At 66.2% G+C, this 15,641-nt stretch carries 10 protein-coding genes; 7 read left to right on the forward strand and 3 right to left on the reverse strand.

The annotated features are described in order from the left end of the window. Positions 1-25: 25 nt before the first annotated feature. Both IOC61_RS12195 and IOC61_RS12200 read left to right on the forward strand, forming a co-directional pair. Positions 26-1,741 carry an NADH-ubiquinone oxidoreductase-F iron-sulfur binding region domain-containing protein gene (locus IOC61_RS12195; RefSeq protein WP_195689057.1) on the forward strand — a complete coding sequence of 572 codons (1,716 nt, stop codon included), beginning with the start codon at positions 26-28 and terminating at the stop codon, positions 1,739-1,741. Positions 1,742-1,751: 10 nt separating this feature from the next. Further along, positions 1,752-4,739 (forward strand): molybdopterin-dependent oxidoreductase, encoded by a 2,988-nt coding sequence (locus tag IOC61_RS12200; RefSeq protein ID WP_195689058.1) that lies wholly within the window; start codon positions 1,752-1,754, stop codon positions 4,737-4,739. Here the strand turns inward: IOC61_RS12200 and IOC61_RS12205 are convergent. Beyond that, the gene (locus IOC61_RS12205; protein ID WP_195689059.1) at positions 4,699-5,622 is read right to left on the reverse strand and encodes a DMT family transporter; all 924 of its coding nucleotides are present in this window, start codon (positions 5,620-5,622) and stop codon (positions 4,699-4,701) included. The genes IOC61_RS12200 and IOC61_RS12205 overlap by 41 nt on opposite strands. 410 nt (positions 5,623-6,032) lie before the next feature. Between IOC61_RS12205 and dctP the strand changes: the two genes are divergently transcribed. The 3 genes from dctP to IOC61_RS12220 all read left to right on the forward strand — a co-directional run bounded on the left by dctP (position 6,033) and on the right by IOC61_RS12220 (position 10,062). Continuing rightward, positions 6,033-7,193 (forward strand): TRAP transporter substrate-binding protein DctP, encoded by a 1,161-nt coding sequence (gene dctP / locus IOC61_RS12210; protein ID WP_195689060.1) that lies wholly within the window; start codon positions 6,033-6,035, stop codon positions 7,191-7,193. Between the two features lie 139 nt (positions 7,194-7,332). Beyond that, positions 7,333-9,531 carry a TRAP transporter large permease subunit gene (locus IOC61_RS12215; RefSeq protein ID WP_195689061.1) on the forward strand — a complete coding sequence of 733 codons (2,199 nt, stop codon included), beginning with the start codon at positions 7,333-7,335 and terminating at the stop codon, positions 9,529-9,531. Positions 9,532-9,675: 144 nt separating this feature from the next. Continuing rightward, positions 9,676-10,062 (forward strand): DUF4168 domain-containing protein, encoded by a 387-nt coding sequence (locus tag IOC61_RS12220; RefSeq protein ID WP_195689062.1) that lies wholly within the window; start codon positions 9,676-9,678, stop codon positions 10,060-10,062. Positions 10,063-10,215: 153 nt separating this feature from the next. Here IOC61_RS12220 and IOC61_RS12225 read toward each other — a convergent pair whose 3' ends face one another. Further along, on the reverse strand, positions 10,216-10,821 hold the full coding sequence (locus tag IOC61_RS12225; RefSeq protein WP_195689063.1) for a hypothetical protein: 606 nt from the start codon (positions 10,819-10,821) through the stop codon (positions 10,216-10,218). A gap of 287 nt (positions 10,822-11,108) precedes the next feature. Between IOC61_RS12225 and IOC61_RS12230 the strand changes: the two genes are divergently transcribed. Continuing rightward, a complete protein-coding gene (locus IOC61_RS12230) occupies positions 11,109-13,022 on the forward strand; it encodes a DUF294 nucleotidyltransferase-like domain-containing protein (RefSeq protein ID WP_195689064.1) in 1,914 nt (637 codons plus the stop codon). Positions 13,023-13,024: 2 nt separating this feature from the next. Continuing rightward, positions 13,025-13,744: a 3'-5' exonuclease gene (locus IOC61_RS12235; RefSeq protein ID WP_195689065.1), complete on the forward strand. Its 720-nt coding sequence runs from the start codon at positions 13,025-13,027 to the stop codon at positions 13,742-13,744. A gap of 157 nt (positions 13,745-13,901) precedes the next feature. Here IOC61_RS12235 and IOC61_RS12240 read toward each other — a convergent pair whose 3' ends face one another. Next, positions 13,902-15,575, reverse strand: a complete 1,674-nt coding sequence (locus IOC61_RS12240) for a BCCT family transporter (protein ID WP_195689066.1) — start codon at positions 15,573-15,575, stop codon at positions 13,902-13,904. Positions 15,576-15,641 lie beyond the last annotated feature (66 nt).

Below are 15,641 nucleotides of genomic sequence, written 5' to 3' on the forward strand. Positions count from 1 at the left end.
TAACAATTATGACAACGAGCTCGTTATGACTGTGGAGATCACTCAACCGAAGCGTCGCCGCGGCAGGGCCCGTGGCCGCGAACTGGCCCCGCTGGCGCTCGCCGGGCTGCGTCGCCTGCTGGGCGATGAACGCAGCGACCCCAGCCTGCAGCGCCGTGACCGGCTGATCGAGCATCTGCATGGTATTCAGGATGCCCATGGCCATCTGGCCATGGTCGAGCTGCGGGCGCTGGCCGCCTACATGAACCTGCCCATGGCGGCCATCTACGAGACCGCCACCTTCTACGCCCACTTCGACGTGGTCCACGACGACGAGGCACCGCCGCCGGCGGTGACGGTGCGGGTCTGTGACTCTCTCTCCTGCCAGCTGGCCGGCGCGGAAGCCCTCAAGGCGGAGCTCGAGGCCGGTGCCGCCCCGGAAGCGGTTCGCGTGGTGCGCGCGCCCTGCATGGGGCGCTGCGATAGCGCGCCGGTGGTGGAGGTGGGGCACCACCATGTCCGCTACGCCAGCGTGGAAGGGGTCGAGGCGGTGATCGATACCGGTCACTTCCACCCCGAGACGATCCTCTGGGAGCGCCTGGCCGACTACCGCAAGGCCGGTGGGTACCGGCTGCTGAACGCCTGCCGCGACGGTGAGGTGAGCGTCGAGAGGCTGATCAAGGCCTTCGAGCATGCCGGACTGCGTGGCCTGGGTGGCGCCGGCTTTCCGCTCTATCGGAAGTGGCAGGCGGTTCGCGCCGAGGCGGGCCCTCGCTATGCGGTGATCAATGCCGACGAGGGCGAGCCAGGCACCTTCAAGGATCGCTTCTATCTGGAGCGCGAGACCCACCGCTTCCTGGAGGGTGCCCTGGTCGGCGCCTGGGTGGTGGAGGCCGAGGCGCTCTATATCTACCTGCGCGACGAGTATCCCGGCCTGCACCGGGTGCTGCACAGCGCCATCGGCGAGCTGGAGGAGGCCGGCCTGGTGGCGCCGGGCTATATCGTGCTGCGTCGCGGTGCCGGCGCCTATATCTGTGGCGAGGAGTCGGCGCTGATCGAGTCCCTGGAGGGCAAGCCCGGCAAGCCCCGGCATCGCCCCCCCTTTGTTGCCCAGAGGGGGCTCTTCGACCGTCCGACCCTGGTCAACAATGTCGAGACCGTCTACTGGATCCCGCGGATCTGGGAGCAGGGGGCCGAGTGGTTCGCCGCCCAGGGGCGTCATGGCCGGCGTGGCCTGCGCAGCTTCTCGGTCTCCGGCCGGGTCAGGCGCCCCGGCGTCCACCTGGCCCCGGCGGGCATCACCCTGCACGAGCTGCTGGAGGAGTACTGTGGCGGCATGGCCGAGGGCCATCGGCTGCTGGGCTACCTGCCCGGCGGCGCCTCCGGGGGGATCCTGCCGGCCGACAAGGCGGATATCCCGCTCGATTTCGATACCCTTCAGGAGCATGGCTGCTTCATCGGCTCGGCGGCGATCGTCGTGCTTTCGGACCAGGATGATCTGCGTGCCGTGGCCAGCAACCTGCTGGCCTTCTTCGCCGACGAGTCCTGCGGTCAGTGCACGCCCTGCCGCGTGGGGAGCGAGAAGATGCTCACCCTGCTCGAACGCGACGAGTGGGATGTCCCGCAGCTCGAGCGGCTCGCCCGGGTGATGATGGACGCCTCCATCTGCGGCCTGGGCCAGGCCGCGCCCAATCCGGTGATCAGCCTGCTACGCGACTTCCGCGGCGAGCTTGCCGACCGCAACCTGATCGCCAAGGGGTGAGGAGGGAGAGATGAGTGACCAGAGCGTAATGGAAAGCTTTACCCTGAAGCTGGATGGCGCCGAGGTCAGCGCCTGGCCCGGCGAGACCCTCTGGCAGGTGGCCAAGCGTGCCGGCGAGACCATTCCTCACCTGTGCTTCAAGGACGCCCCGGGCTACCGTTCCGATGGCAACTGCCGCGCCTGCATGGTGGAGATCGAGGGGGAGCGCGTGCTCGCCGCCAGCTGCATCCGCGAGGCGACCCCCGGCATGGTGGTGAAGAGCGCCGGCTCCGAGCGGGCCCGCGAGGCGCGGGAGGAGGTGCTGGCACTGCTGCTGGCCGACCAGCCCAAACGCGAGGCGAGCCCCGATCGCTCGAGCCACCTGTGGGCCATGGCCGACCGGCTGGCCGTCGACGCCACGGCGGTGGGCGAGCGTCTGCCCGCCCGGGCGGAGCGGACGTCGCCCACGGTGCATCATGTGGCCGAGAGGGCGGACTCGCTGCCCCATGCCGGGGGGCATGACGCCACCCACTCGGCGATGAACGTCAATCTGGATGCCTGCATCACCTGCGGGCTCTGTGTGCGCGCCTGTCGCGAGGTGCAGGGCAACGACGTGATCGGCCTGGCCCATCGCGGGGCGGCGTCCAAGATCGTGTTCGACTTCGATGACCCCATGGGCGAGAGCACCTGCGTGGCCTGTGGCGAGTGCGTCCAGGCCTGTCCCACCGGGGCGCTGATGCCGGCGACCCTGATCGATGACGCGGGCCGTGGCGACTCCGCCGTGGCCGACCGCACCGTCGACTCGATCTGCCCCTACTGCGGGGTCGGTTGTCAGCTGACCTACCACGTCAAGGATGACGCGCCACACGTCGAGGAGCGCCGGGGGCAGGGCGAAGGGGAGGTCCGAGGACCAGGGATGGCCGAGGTAGCTTCCAGGGAGGGACTCGTAGCGCCTCCCCGCAGCCCTGCCGCCGGATCAGCTCCGTCCAATGCAGGAGCTGGGCGCATACTCTTTGTAACCGGTAGAAACGGTCCCTCCAACCAGGGCCGGCTCTGCGTCAAGGGGCGCTTCGGCTTCGACTACCCCAACCACCCGGCGCGGCTGACCCGGCCGCTGATCCGCCGCGAGGGCGTGCCCAAGGGGGTCGATCCCGATTTCGATCCGGCCGACCCGCTGACCCACTTCCGCGAGGCAAGCTGGGAGGAGGCGCTGGATCTGGCGGCGGAGGGGCTCACCAGCCTCAAGGCCAGCAACGGTCCCGAGGCACTCGCCGGCTTCGGCAGCGCCAAGTGCTCCAACGAGGAGGCCTGGCTGTTTCAGAAGCTGGTGCGTACCGGCTTCGGCTCCAACCATGTCGACCACTGTACCCGCCTGTGCCACGCCAGCTCCGTGGCGGCCCTGATGGAGTGCCTGGGTTCCGGCGCGGTCACCGCGTCGTTCATGCAGGCGCTCGAGGCCGATGTGGTGGTCCTCACCGGCTGCAACCCGGCGGTGAACCACCCGGTGGCGGCCACCTACTTCAAGCAGGCGGCCAGGAACGGCACCCGGCTGATCATCCTCGACCCCCGCGGCCAGGCCCTGGACGCCTACGCCTGGCGCAGCGTGCGCTTCACGCCGGGCGGCGATGTGGCGCTGCTGAACGCCATGCTCAATGTGATCATCGCCGAGGGGCTCTACGACCAGGCCTATATCGACGCCCATACCGAAGGCTTCGCGGCGCTGGCGGCGAGCGTGGTCGACATGACCCCCGAGGCCATGTCACCGCTGTGCGGCGTGGCGCCCGATACCCTTCGCGAGATCGCGCGGGCCTATGCCACCGCCGACAAGGCGATGGTCTTCTGGGGCATGGGCATCTCCCAGCACACCCATGGCACCGACAACGCACGCTGTCTGATCTCGCTGGCGCTCGCCTGCGGTCAGACCGGGCGCCCGGGAACCGGCCTGCATCCGCTGCGCGGTCAGAACAACGTCCAGGGCGCCTCGGACGCGGGCCTGATTCCCATGGTGCTGCCCGACTATCAGCCGGTGGGCGATGCCCAGCTGCGCGCCGCCTTCGAGGAGCTGTGGAACACCGAGCTCGACCCCGAGCCCGGGCTGACCGTGGTGGAGATCATGGATGCCATCGTGGCCGGCATCATCAAGGGCATGTATATCCTCGGCGAGAACCCGGCGATGTCCGACCCGGATCTCCACCATGCACGCCAGGCGCTGGCCACCCTCGAACACCTGGTGGTGCAGGACCTGTTCGTGACCGAGACGGCCCAGTTCGCCGATGTCATCCTGCCGGCCACCGCCTGGGCGGAGAAGGATGGCACCGTCACCAACACCAACCGCCAGGTGCAGATGGGGCGCGCCGCGGTGGCCCCGCCGGGGGAGGCGAAGCCCGACTGGTGGATCATCCAGGAGATGGCCAGGCGCTTCGGGCTGGGCTGGGACTATGCCCACCCGCGGGAGGTGTTCGCCGAGATGAAGCATGGCATGTCCTCGCTGGACCATATCAGCTGGGAGCGCCTCGAGGCGGAGGACTCGGTGATCTATCCCTGCCTCGCCCCCGACGCCCCCGGCGAGGACGTGGTGTTCAGCGACGCCTTCCCGCGGGCCGGCGGCAGGGCGAAGTTCTCGCCCACCCGACCGCTGCCGCCGGATGAGCCGGTGGATGCCGACTATCCGACGGTACTGACCACCGGGCGGCTGCTGGAGCACTGGCACACCGGCGCCATGACGCGTCGCAGCCGGGTGCTCGATGATCTGGAACCGGAGGCCGCGGCCAGCCTGGCTCCCGCGGAGCTGGGACGCCTGGGGGTGGCGCCGGGAGAGCCGATCACCATCGCCACCCGGCGCGGCACGATCACCCTGACGGCACGCTCAGATCCGCGCATGCCCGAAGGCATGGTGTTCGTGCCCTTCGCTTTCGTGGAGGCGGCGGCCAACCTGCTGACCAATCCGGCGCTGGACCCCTACGGCAAGATCCCGGAGTTCAAGTACGCGGCCTGTCGGCTCTCGCCGGCTGCCCCTTGACCACCAGCACCACGCCGGCGATGGCGATGGCCATGCCGGCAAGCGAGGCGGGAGGCAGGGCCTCGTCGAACAGCCACCAGGCCTGCAGGGCGGTGACCGGTGGCACCAGATAGAACAGGCTTGCCACCCGCGAGGCCTCGCCGCGCTTGATCAGCGCCATCAGCAGCAGGATGGCGCTGATCGAGAGCACCAGCACCAGCCACCCCAGGGTCAGGGTGAAGACGGGAGTCCACTCCACGTGGCGCTCCTCGAAGAGCAGGGCGCCCAGGCCGAACAGCGTGGCGGTGGCCAGATACTGCACCACGGTGCCGGAGAGCAGCGGCATGCCGGTGCAGTGGCGCTTCTGATAGAGGGTGCCGCCGGTAATGCCGAGCAGCGCGACCAGAACGGCCCCCAGCGCCCCCAGGCCGAAGCCCTGGAAGAGGCTCTCGCCCGGGTCCAGCTTGCCGCCCAGCACCAGGGCGACCCCCACCAGCCCTAGCAGCAGTCCTAGCCACTGGCGTGTCGTCAGCCGCTCGCCCAGCAGTGGGCCGGCGAGCCCCGCCGTCAGCAGCGGCTGCAGCCCCACCAGCAGCGAGGCGAGCCCCGCCGGCATGCCCAGGTAGATGCCGTAGAAGACACCCCCCAGATAGGCGCCATGCACCAGCAGGCCCGAGACCGCGATATGCCCCCATAGCCGGGAGCCGCGGGGCCACTCGCCGGAGAGCCAGTGGGCGAGAGGAGCCAGCAGCACCAGGGTCAGGGCGGAGCGAATGAAGAGGAAGGTGAAGGGCTCGGCGTAGGGCAGGCCGAACTTGGCGCCGATGAAGCCGGTGCTCCACAGCACCACGAACAGCAGCGGCATGGCGGCGAGCCACAGGCGATGAGAGAAGATGGCGGGCATGGGGGCATCCTTGCAGGGGAGGCAACCATCTTCGCCGCCTCGCGGCAGGCTGCCAAGGGGGCGTGGCGCCTTCGAGGGTTTGTGCTTTGGTCGTAGAGCGTAGGACCAGTGGCTAACTGGTCAGACCAGTTTTTCCCCATTGCTTACAACATATTGTCGTCGGTGGAGGGGCAGTGGTTCGCGGATGGCGGGCAGGGCAACGTTGAATCGCGGCATTGGCCGGGCACGGGGCTTTCGCTAGCTTCTTGAGGGGAGCGTCTGTGCGCTTACCGACCATGCACGATGGAGTCGAGCGTGGGGCGTCGGGGTCGCCTGGGCGGCCATGAACGGCGAATCGGTCCAGGGAAGATAACAACAAGATCCGGCCATGCCCCCGGCGGGGCCGGCCACCGCCATCTGGAGTTTATTCCATGCAAGATGACAAGCAGCCATCACGCATCCTGACGTCACCCGGCGAGGCGATCTCCGATCGTCGCGAGCCCGACCGTCGCCGTTTCCTCAAGGCCGCCGCCGTCGGTTCCGCCGCCGCCGTGGCGGCGCCCTGGATCGGCAATGTCCAGGCCCAGGAGGGCATCCGCATCCGCATGCAGTCCTCGTGGCAGCCTGGCACCGTCGGCTATCGCACCTTCGAGGCCTGGGCCAAGGGCGTGGTCGAGTCCACCAGCGGTGAGGTCAATATCGAGCCCTTTCCCGCCGGTGCCGTTGCCGGGGCCTTCGAGGTCGCCGACGCCGTGCGCAATGGCGTGCTCGATGGCCAGAACTGGTTCACCGTCTACTGGCCGGGCAAGATGCCGGCGGGTGTCTTCCTTACCGCCTACCCCATGGGGCTCTCTCTGCCCCACCAGTGGGACATGATGTTCGGCGCCTATGGCGGCCTGGATATTGCCAAGGATCTCTATCGCAAGCAGGGCCAGGAGCTGCTGGGCTATGTCCACCACGACCTCAACCTGATCCACTCCAAGGTGCCGCTGCGCAGCTTCGATGACTTCGACGGCATCAAGATCCGCATGCCCGGCGGGATCGTCGCCGAGACCTTTGCCGCCATGGGCGCGCGTACCACCCTGCTGCCGGGCTCGGAGGTCTACCCGGCACTCGAGAAGGGCACCATCGATGCCGCCGACTTCACTGGTGCCGCGGTCAACTACGAGCTGGGGTTCTGGCAGGTGGCCGACTACATCATCATGGGGCCGCCCTCCACCCCCTGCCTGCACCAGTCCGTCGACCTCATGGATATCGCCGTCAATCGCCGCGTCTTCGAGCGCATGTCCTCCCAGACTCAGGACCTGATGCATGACCTGGTCGCCGCCTACTCCCGCGAGCACTATGCGGCCATTCAGAAGGCCAATGCCGAGGCCTGGCCCAAGTACCGCGAGAAGGGCGTGGAGATCATCCACCTGACCGAAGAGGACGCCACCCGCTTCCGCGAGGTGGCGATCCCGCTGTGGTTCAAGTGGGCCAACAAGGACCCGGATGCCGCCCGCCTGTTCAAGGCGCACCTCGACACCATGATGGATCCCGCGGTGGCGCTGATCACGCCCGAGGACATCAAGGACTACGAGCTCAACGTCTGACCCACCGGCTCGGCCAGGCCGGGGGCTGCGTCTCAGCAGTCGCAGCCCCCGGCCCCGGGCATATCGCTCAACCCCGCATCTGCCGGGTCCATGATCCGTCGCTCTCGCCGGGAGGTGATGGCATCGCGGAGGAGTCTCAATGAATCTAGAGATCAACTTTATCCTGCCCCACTGGCTCTACTGGTCGGTGCTGATCTTCCTGCCGCTGGTGGTCATGTTCTTCGTCGATCGCAGCTTCCGCCGCGGTGGCCGCATCGATGGTGGCGAGGTCGCCGAGGTGCCGGCCGGTGAGGAGGTGGCGGTCGGCTATCAGCCTCCCGGCAACCTCCTTACCCTCGCCATCGATCGCGGGTCCGGCTTCTTCGGCCGCTACGTGGCCTACTGGTCGCTGATCGCGCCCTTCGTGTTCGCCTATGAAGTGCTGATGCGCTACGCCTTCAACTCGCCGACCAACTGGGCCCACGAGTCGATGACCCTGATGTTCGGCATGCAGTACCTGATGGCCGGCGCCTTCGCCCTGCGCGAGGGGGGCCATGTGCGCGTGGATATCCTCTACCAGCGCGCGCGGCCGTTGACCAAGGCGTCCCTGGACCTGCTGACCTCGGTATTCTTCTTTATCTTCACCGTGGCCCTGCTGGTCACCGGCTGGAAGTTCTTCTCCCAGTCGGTGAGCGACCGCCTCTTCTTCGGCGCGAGCTATGCCAACGAGGTCTCCTTTACCGAGTGGGCGGTGCAGTACTATCCGGTGAAGTTCATGCTCTTCTTCGGGGCGCTGCTGCTGCTGCTGCAGGGCATCGCTCAGCTGATCCGTGACGTCCAGGCGTTTCGGTATCATCGCGCAAGGGAGCGCCAGGGGCGCGGCTTCGCCCAGCTGCTGGTGGTGCTTGGCGTGCTGCTGGCCGCCTGGGTCCTGTTCGAGATGGTCAATATCGCCGTCACCGACTACGAGAGCCTGGCCGGTAGTCTCGAGAACAGCCTGAGTCGGCTGGGCATCGGCGGCCTGACCCTGCTGATGTTCGGCACCCTGATGGTGGTGCTGGTGGCGGGCCTGCCGCTGGCCTTTGTCACCGGTGGCCTGGGGGTGGCCTTCCTCTATCTGGTCGGCGACCAGGCCATGCTCAACCTGATGCCCTCGCGCATCTTCCCGATGATGACCAACTATCAGCTCTCCGCCATTCCGCTGTTCATCTTCATGGCATCGGTGCTGGAGAAGGCGGGCATCATCGAGGAGCTGTTCGATGTCGTCTACAAGTGGATGGGCGGGCTCAAGGCGGGCCTGGCCATCGCCACGGTCATCGCCTCGACGCTGCTGGCCGCCATGGTCGGCGTGATCGGCGCGGCGGTGGTGACCATGGGGCTGATCGCCCTGCCGGCGATGCTCAAGCGCCACTACGACCCCGAGATCGCCATCGGCTCGATCATGGCCGGTGGCACCCTGGGCATCCTGATTCCCCCCTCGATCCTGGCCATCATCTACGGTGTCATCGCCCAGCAGTCGGTGGGGGAGCTCTACCTCGGCTCGCTTCTCCCCGGCCTGCTGCTCGCCTTCATGTATGGCTTCTACTGCTGGATGCGCGGCACCCTGAACGTCAAGATGGCGCCGCCGATGCCGGTCGAGGACCGGGTCGACATGGGCGAGAAGCTGCGCCTGCTGCGCAATATGCTGGCGCCCATCGTGCTGGTGGTGCTGGTGCTGGGCATCATCTTCACCGGCATCGCGACGCCGGTGGAGGCGGCGGGCATCGGTACCTTCGGCGCCCTGGTGGTGGCCGCGATGCACAAGCGTCTGACATGGCCCAACCTGCATGCCGCCTGCATGACCACGCTGGTGGCGTCGGCCATGGTGATGTGGATCATCTTCGGTGCCAGCATCTTCGTCGGGTTCTATATCCTGCAGGGGGGGCAGACCTTCGTGCAGGAGCTGATCTCCGGTGCCGGCCTCGGCCCCTATGCGGTGCTGGCGCTGATGATGGTGCTGCTGGTCGCGCTGGGGATGTTCCTCGACTGGGTGGGCATCCTGCTGCTGGCGGTGCCGATCTTCGTGCCGCTGATCAAGGGGCTCACCTTCGACGGGGTATTCGGGTTACCGGGTGTGGACCCCGCCGATGTCTCGCTATGGTTCGGCGTCATCTACCTGGTCAATATGCAGATGTCCTTTCTCAGCCCGCCCTTCGGCTATGCGCTCTTCTATATCAAGGGGGTCTGCCCGCCACATATCACCATGGCGCAGATCTTCCGCTCCTCCTTCCCGTTCCTGGCACTGCAGGCACTGGGCCTGCTGCTGGTGATCCTGTTTCCGGCGTTGGTCACCTGGCTGCCCAACCTGGCATACGGCTGAAGAGGAGATGTTCACGAGCAGGGCGCCTGCGGGCGCCTTGTTACATTCCCACACAAAACGATCTGAACTCCTCCGGACACGGGGGCGTCACAGGGGGGCACACACATTTTGACGTATCCTTGTGACGTCCCCCTGGAGGTATCTATGAAACGCATGACTGCCCTGTTCTCCGCCGCCCTGCTCAGTGCCGGCCTGATGTCGGCCACGGCGCATGCCCAAGAGGACACTGCAGCCAATGCCTCAACGTCGGCCGAGGCCTCGGTTCAGGCCCAGGACTTCTCCGATGCCCAGCTCCAGCAGTTCGCCGATGCCTCGCAGGAGATCGCCGTGCTGTCTCAGGAGTACACCGAGCGTCTGCAGGCCGCCGAGGGTGAAGAGGCGCAGCAGCAGGTTCGTGTCGAGGCCAACGAGGAGATGGTCAGCGTGGTGGAAGAGAGCGGCCTCGAGGTCGACACCTTCAACGCCATCGGCCAGGCCATCCAGCAGGATCCCGAGCTGATGCAGCGTGTTCAGGAGATGGCGCAGTCGTAAGGCTTGCCCGACTCCCCGCCGGCTCCCATCGGCATTGACGGCCACCCTCCGGGGTGGCCGTTTTCATGATACGCCAGGCATGGCGCACCTGGCCGCGCTCGAAAGGGCCGTTGTCGAGGCCGATGGTATGCGAGTCGATTCTGGGCCGCATGGTCATCTTGCCCGCCGGCGCTGCAGCGCGATGGCCAGCAAATGTGAGGGCAGATACAGCACGATCGGCCAGCCGATCATCAGGCCTAGCAGATAAACGAGCGGATCGAGCAGGGCCTGAGGCTGGCCGAAGAGTCCATGCACCCAATTGATATTGCGCGCCGGCTCGGTGAGCAACAGGGTCAAGGGCAGTACCAGCCAGGTCAGGGCCGTCTGCAGCCAGAGGCCGCGTCGATCATAGCCCAGCCTGATCAGCGCATAGCTGGTCACCACCGGCAGCACCACATGGAAGAGCGAAAGCAGGCGAAAGGAGAGCGCCACCTGGGCATCGAACATGTATTCGGTGCCGCCGATGGGGTGAACGCCGAACAGCAAGGCCCCGCCCACATCCAGGCTCCACAGGATGCCCACCACCAGCACCGCGAGCCACTGGGCCGACATCAACAGACGACTCTCGGCCCACAGCGCGACGAGAATCAGCAGGCTGGCCAGATCGCACAGCCACAGGAAATTCTGCCAGCCCACCTTGGCGAAATAGGTCGGTGCCCAGATGGCGATCCACAGGGTGAAGGCGAGCTTGAGCCAGAGGGGAAGGCGGTGTGATGACATGGCGACCTCATCGTGAATCGAAGACGCTTGATCGGCTACGCAAGCCCCACCCGGCGCAATCCGTCGAGCCAGTGTGCGCCTTCGGTGCTCAGGCGCAAGAGCAATGCCCGATAGGCCAGGCCAAGCAACTAGATGCGATCACTCGGTTGGGGAATACCTTGCTACCGATAGTGTAGTTATCACGGCGCGATCGAGGTTGCAGCCTGATCAGAAGCAGAGGCTTGCTTTACAGCCTGTCGGCACTCTTACAGACTTGCCGGAAACCGCCTGACGAAGGGGAGAGACCCATGGAAGTGGAATGGCTGGAGATACGCCAGCATATGGGGCAGTTTCCGCCCTTCGACGCCCTGTCCGACGAGCTGCTCGACGAGATCTCCAGCCAGGTCGAGGTTGCCTACTTCCAGGCCGGCAGCGATATCCTGGTGCTCGACGAGGAGATCAGGGAGCTCGGCTATGTGCGCAGTGGCGCGGTGGAGGTCTATCGCCGCAACGGCAGTCTCCATAATCGCCTCGGCGAGGGCGATATCTTTGGGCACTTCAGCCTGCTGCGCAACTATCGGGTGCGCTTCCCCGCCCGGGCCCTGGAAGATAGCCTGATCTACTTCATCCCGGATGCCGTCTTCCAGCGCCTGTGCGAGCAGGATGACGACTTCGCCGACTTCGTCGAGGTGGAGCGTCCACGCCTCGAGACGGCGGTGGAGCAGCACAAGCAGCAGAACGACATGCTGATTACCCGGGTGCGCAAGCTGCTCAGCCGCTACCCGCTGATGCTGGAGGCCAGCACCACATTGCAGGAGGCGGCCAGCCAGATCACCGACTACGGCGCCTCGGCGGTGCTGGTGCTCGATGCTCCGGAGGAGAATTCGCGCTATGTGCTGCGTGACAGCGAAGAGCGCGACTGGCAGGTGAAGGGCATCCTGACCGACAGCGACTTTCGCCGCACGGTGGCCGAGGGGCGCCCGCCAAGCACACCGATCGGCGATGTGGCGGGCAACAGGCTGGTAGCGGTTCAGTCCGGCGAGTCGGTGCATGAGGCGATGCTCACCATGCTGCGCAACAATATTCACCATCTGCCGGTGATGCATCGCCGCAGCCCGGTGGGGATCGTGCACCTCTCCGATATCATCCGTTACGAGACCCACTCCAGCCTCTATCTGGTCAGCAATATCTACAGCCAGTCCACGGTGGAGGGGCTGGCCCGGCTGGCGCCGGATGTGAAAGGCACCTTCGTGCGCATGGTCGAGGATGGTGCCGACTCGCGAATGATCGGCAGCGCGCTCTCCACCATCGCCCGCAGCTTCACGCGCCGCCTGCTGGAGCTGGCCGAGGAGGAGCTGGGGCCGCCGCCGGTGCCCTACTGCTATATGGCCATGGGCTCCATGGCACGCAATGAGCAGACCATGGTTACCGACCAGGACAACGCCCTGGTGCTGGCCGATGACTTCGATCCCGAGCGCCACGATGGCTACTTCATGGCGCTGGCCACGCGGGTCAGTGATGGACTCGCCGCCTGCGGCTATGCCTACTGCACCGGCGATATCATGGCCACCAACCCACGCTGGCGGCAGCCGCTGTCGGTATGGAAGGGTTACTTCCAGGACTGGATTCGTGACCCCACGCCCGAGCGGCTGCTGCACAGCTCGATCTTCTTCGATCTGGACGGGGTCTATGGCGAGCACCGGTTCGTGGAGCAGCTCCAGGATCTGGTCGCCACCCAGGCGCCCCACAGCAAGCTGTTCCTGGCGGCCATGGCCCGTAACGCCCTCAACCGCACCCCGCCCCTGGGGTTCTTCCGCACCTTCGTGATGGAGAAGGATGGCAAGCACAACAACAGCATCAACCTGAAGCGACGCGGAACCGCACCGTTGACCGACCTGATCCGCGTTCACGCCCTGGCCTGCGGCTCCCACGCCCAGAACAGCTTCGAGCGCCTGGACGATATCAGCCATACCCAGCTGCTGCCGGATGGGGTAGGCGAGAAGCTGCGCCATGCGCTGGAGTTTCTGAGCATGACGCGGGTCCACCATCAGGTGATCGATGTTCAGGCCGAGCGTGAGCCGGACAACAATATCGAGCCGGAGAATATCAGCGACAGCGATCGGCACACCCTGAAGGATGCCTTCCAGGTGTTGAGCAATGCCCAGAAGTTTCTCAAGTTCCGCTACCCCCTGCCGCCTGCCTCCCAGCGGCGGAGGCGGTAGCCGTGATCTTCAGGGGGGTACGCCAACCCGCTCCGGGTTGGGCGGAGTATGTCGCCGACCGTGCCGGCCGCGTGCGCCATCCCTTGCTGGCCGACTACTATGCCGCCGGCTGCCCGGCGCCCGGTACCCCTATCGGCGAGGCGCCGCTGGTGGCGTTGGATATCGAGACCACCGGCCTCGACCCGCGGCGTCACGCCATCGTCAGCATCGGCGTGGTGCCCTTCAACCTGGCGCGTATTCCACTACGCGAGGCGCGATACTGGGTGCTGAAGCCGTATCGCGAGCTTACTCGGAGCTCGGTGACCCTGCACCGCATCACCCATAGCGAGGTGGTCGATGCACCCGACCTGCAGGAGGTGCTGCCCGAGATGCTGGATGCCCTGAGAGGGCGCCTGGCGGTGGTGCACTACCGCCATATCGAGCGCGGTTTCATCGATACGGCCGTGCGCCATCGGTGGGGGGAGGGGCTGCTCTATCCGGTGATCGACACCATGTCGCTGGAGGCACGGCTGCACCGTCAGTCGCTGTGGGCACGTTTCCGGCGCTGGCTGGGGCGGCCGCCGGTCTCCATTCGCCTCAATGCCAGTCGTGAGCGCTATGGCCTGCCAGCCTACCAGGGGCATCATGCACTGGTGGATGCGCTGGCCACGGCCGAGCTGTTTCAGGCCCAGGTGGCCAGCCGCTTCTCGGCCGAGACGCCGGTGGGCGAGCTGTGGAGTTGAGGAGTTAGACGCAGAAGCAGCAGAAGTCGGTGAGCCAGGCGCTGTGAGACCGGAGTCGAGACTGAGACGTTGGCCACAAATGCAGAGAGGCGGCCCGTAGGCCGCCTCTCTGCGTCTTGGCGAGTCGTGTCGCTTACCGACTCACTGGTTTGTCGACCTACTTGGCCTTGGGCTCGCTCATCAGCCCCTTGACGATGGCGTAACAGCCCACCAGCAGCACCAGGGTGAAGGGCAGCCCGGTGGTCAGCGCCGCGGTCTGCAGGGCACCGAGGCCGCCGCCCAGCAGCAGGGCGATGGCGATGCCGCCTTCGATCAGCGCCCAGAACACGCGCTGGGGCTTGGGAGCATCGACCTTGCCGCCGGCCGTGATCGAGTCGATCACCAGCGAACCGGAGTCGGAGGAGGTGATGAAGAACACGATCACCAGCACGATACCGACGAAGGAGGTGATGGCGGTCAGCGGCAGGTACTCCAGCATGGTGAACAGCTGAAGCTCCAGCGCCGCGTTCTGCACCTCGGTGATGCCCTGGTTGATCACCTGATTGATGGCGGTGGTGCCGAAGGCGGTCATCCATACCACCGAGGCCAGGGTCGGGACCACCAGCACGGCGATCAGGAACTCACGCACGGTACGGCCACGGCTGACCCGGGCGATGAACATGCCGACGAAGGGCGACCACGCGATCCACCAGGCCCAGTAGAAGGCGGTCCAGCCCTGGGTGAAGTTGGCATCCTCACGTCCGAACGGCATGGCGAGGGCCGGCAGGTTCTTCACATAGCCCAGCAGGTTCTCGACCACCCCGGTGGCGATCATCAGCGTCGGGCCCACGGCGATCACGAACAGCAGCAGCAGCAGGGCGAGCGCCATGTTGAGCTGCGACAGGCGCTGCACGCCCTTGTCGACACCCAGCATGATCGAGCCCAGGGCGACGAGGGTGATGCCCAGGATCAGCAGCACCAGGGTGAGGTTGGTATCGGGGATACCGAACAGATAGTTGAGGCCGGCCGATGCCTGGGTGGCACCGAGCCCCAGCGAGGTGGCCAGGCCGAACAGCGTGGCGAAGACCGCCATGATATCGATCAGGTGACCCGGCCAGCCCCAGATACGCTCACCCAGAACCGGGTAGAAGATCGAGCGCATGGTCAGCGGCAGGCCCTTGTTGTAGGCGAAGATCGCCAGGGACAGGCCGACGATGGCATAGGCGCCCCAGGGGTGCAGGCCCCAGTGGAAGATGGTGGCGGCCATGCTCAGCGACACGGCGCCGGCCTGGTCACCCTCGGCGCCGCCCAGCGGTGCCCAGTCGGTGCGCAGGCCATCCTCGCCCAGGCCGATGCCTCCCAGGGCGGTGCCAAAGTGGCCCAGCGGCTCCGACACGCCATAGAACATCAGGCCGATGCCCATGCCGGCGGCGAACAGCATGGCGAACCAGCCGGCGTAGCCGAAGTTCGGCTTGGCGTTGGCCCCGCCGATACGCACCTTGCCCAGAGGGGTGAAGATCAACACCAGCGCGAGTATCACGAAGACGTTGGCACCGAGCAGGAACACCCAGGTCAGCTTGGTGGTGAGGAAGCTGAACATGGCATCGAAGATCGGCTCCATCTGAGCCTGCATGGCCAGCGTCAGGATCACGAACAGCAGGATCACGACCGAAGAGACCATGAAGACCGTGCTGTGCAGATCCACGTCGACCCCTAGCGGGGACGCCTTGATATTGTCTTGACCGATCACGTAATCCGTGTCGATCAGGTTTGCCGGCCCTTCCGGGGCCGGAATCCCCTCGGAACCCTGCTGAGGCTCCCGGGGCTTGTCATCGTTGGTCGGATTGGCCACGAGACATCTCCCTTGAGGTTAATGGTAAGCGCAGGTTCGAGTTATTGGTGTGCGCGAGTGGTAGTG

The sequence above is a fragment of the Halomonas sp. KAO genome, from assembly GCF_015595025.1.
In the GTDB taxonomy this organism is placed as follows: Bacteria; Pseudomonadota; Gammaproteobacteria; order Pseudomonadales; family Halomonadaceae; genus Halomonas.

What these genes read in the sequence shown, in the direction of transcription:
- dctP (WP_195689060.1), top strand. Translation starts at nt 6,033, where the DNA reads ATGCAAGATGACAAGCAGCCATCACGCATCCTGACGTCACCCGGCGAG.
- IOC61_RS12220 (WP_195689062.1), top strand. Translation starts at nt 9,676, where the DNA reads ATGAAACGCATGACTGCCCTGTTCTCCGCCGCCCTGCTCAGTGCCGGC.
- IOC61_RS12200 (WP_195689058.1), top strand. Translation starts at nt 1,752, where the DNA reads ATGAGTGACCAGAGCGTAATGGAAAGCTTTACCCTGAAGCTGGATGGC.
- IOC61_RS12205 (WP_195689059.1), bottom strand. Translation starts at nt 5,622, where the DNA reads ATGCCCGCCATCTTCTCTCATCGCCTGTGGCTCGCCGCCATGCCGCTG.
- IOC61_RS12195 (WP_195689057.1), top strand. Translation starts at nt 26, where the DNA reads ATGACTGTGGAGATCACTCAACCGAAGCGTCGCCGCGGCAGGGCCCGT.
- IOC61_RS12225 (WP_195689063.1), bottom strand. Translation starts at nt 10,821, where the DNA reads ATGTCATCACACCGCCTTCCCCTCTGGCTCAAGCTCGCCTTCACCCTG.
- IOC61_RS12230 (WP_195689064.1), top strand. Translation starts at nt 11,109, where the DNA reads ATGGAAGTGGAATGGCTGGAGATACGCCAGCATATGGGGCAGTTTCCG.
- IOC61_RS12215 (WP_195689061.1), top strand. Translation starts at nt 7,333, where the DNA reads ATGAATCTAGAGATCAACTTTATCCTGCCCCACTGGCTCTACTGGTCG.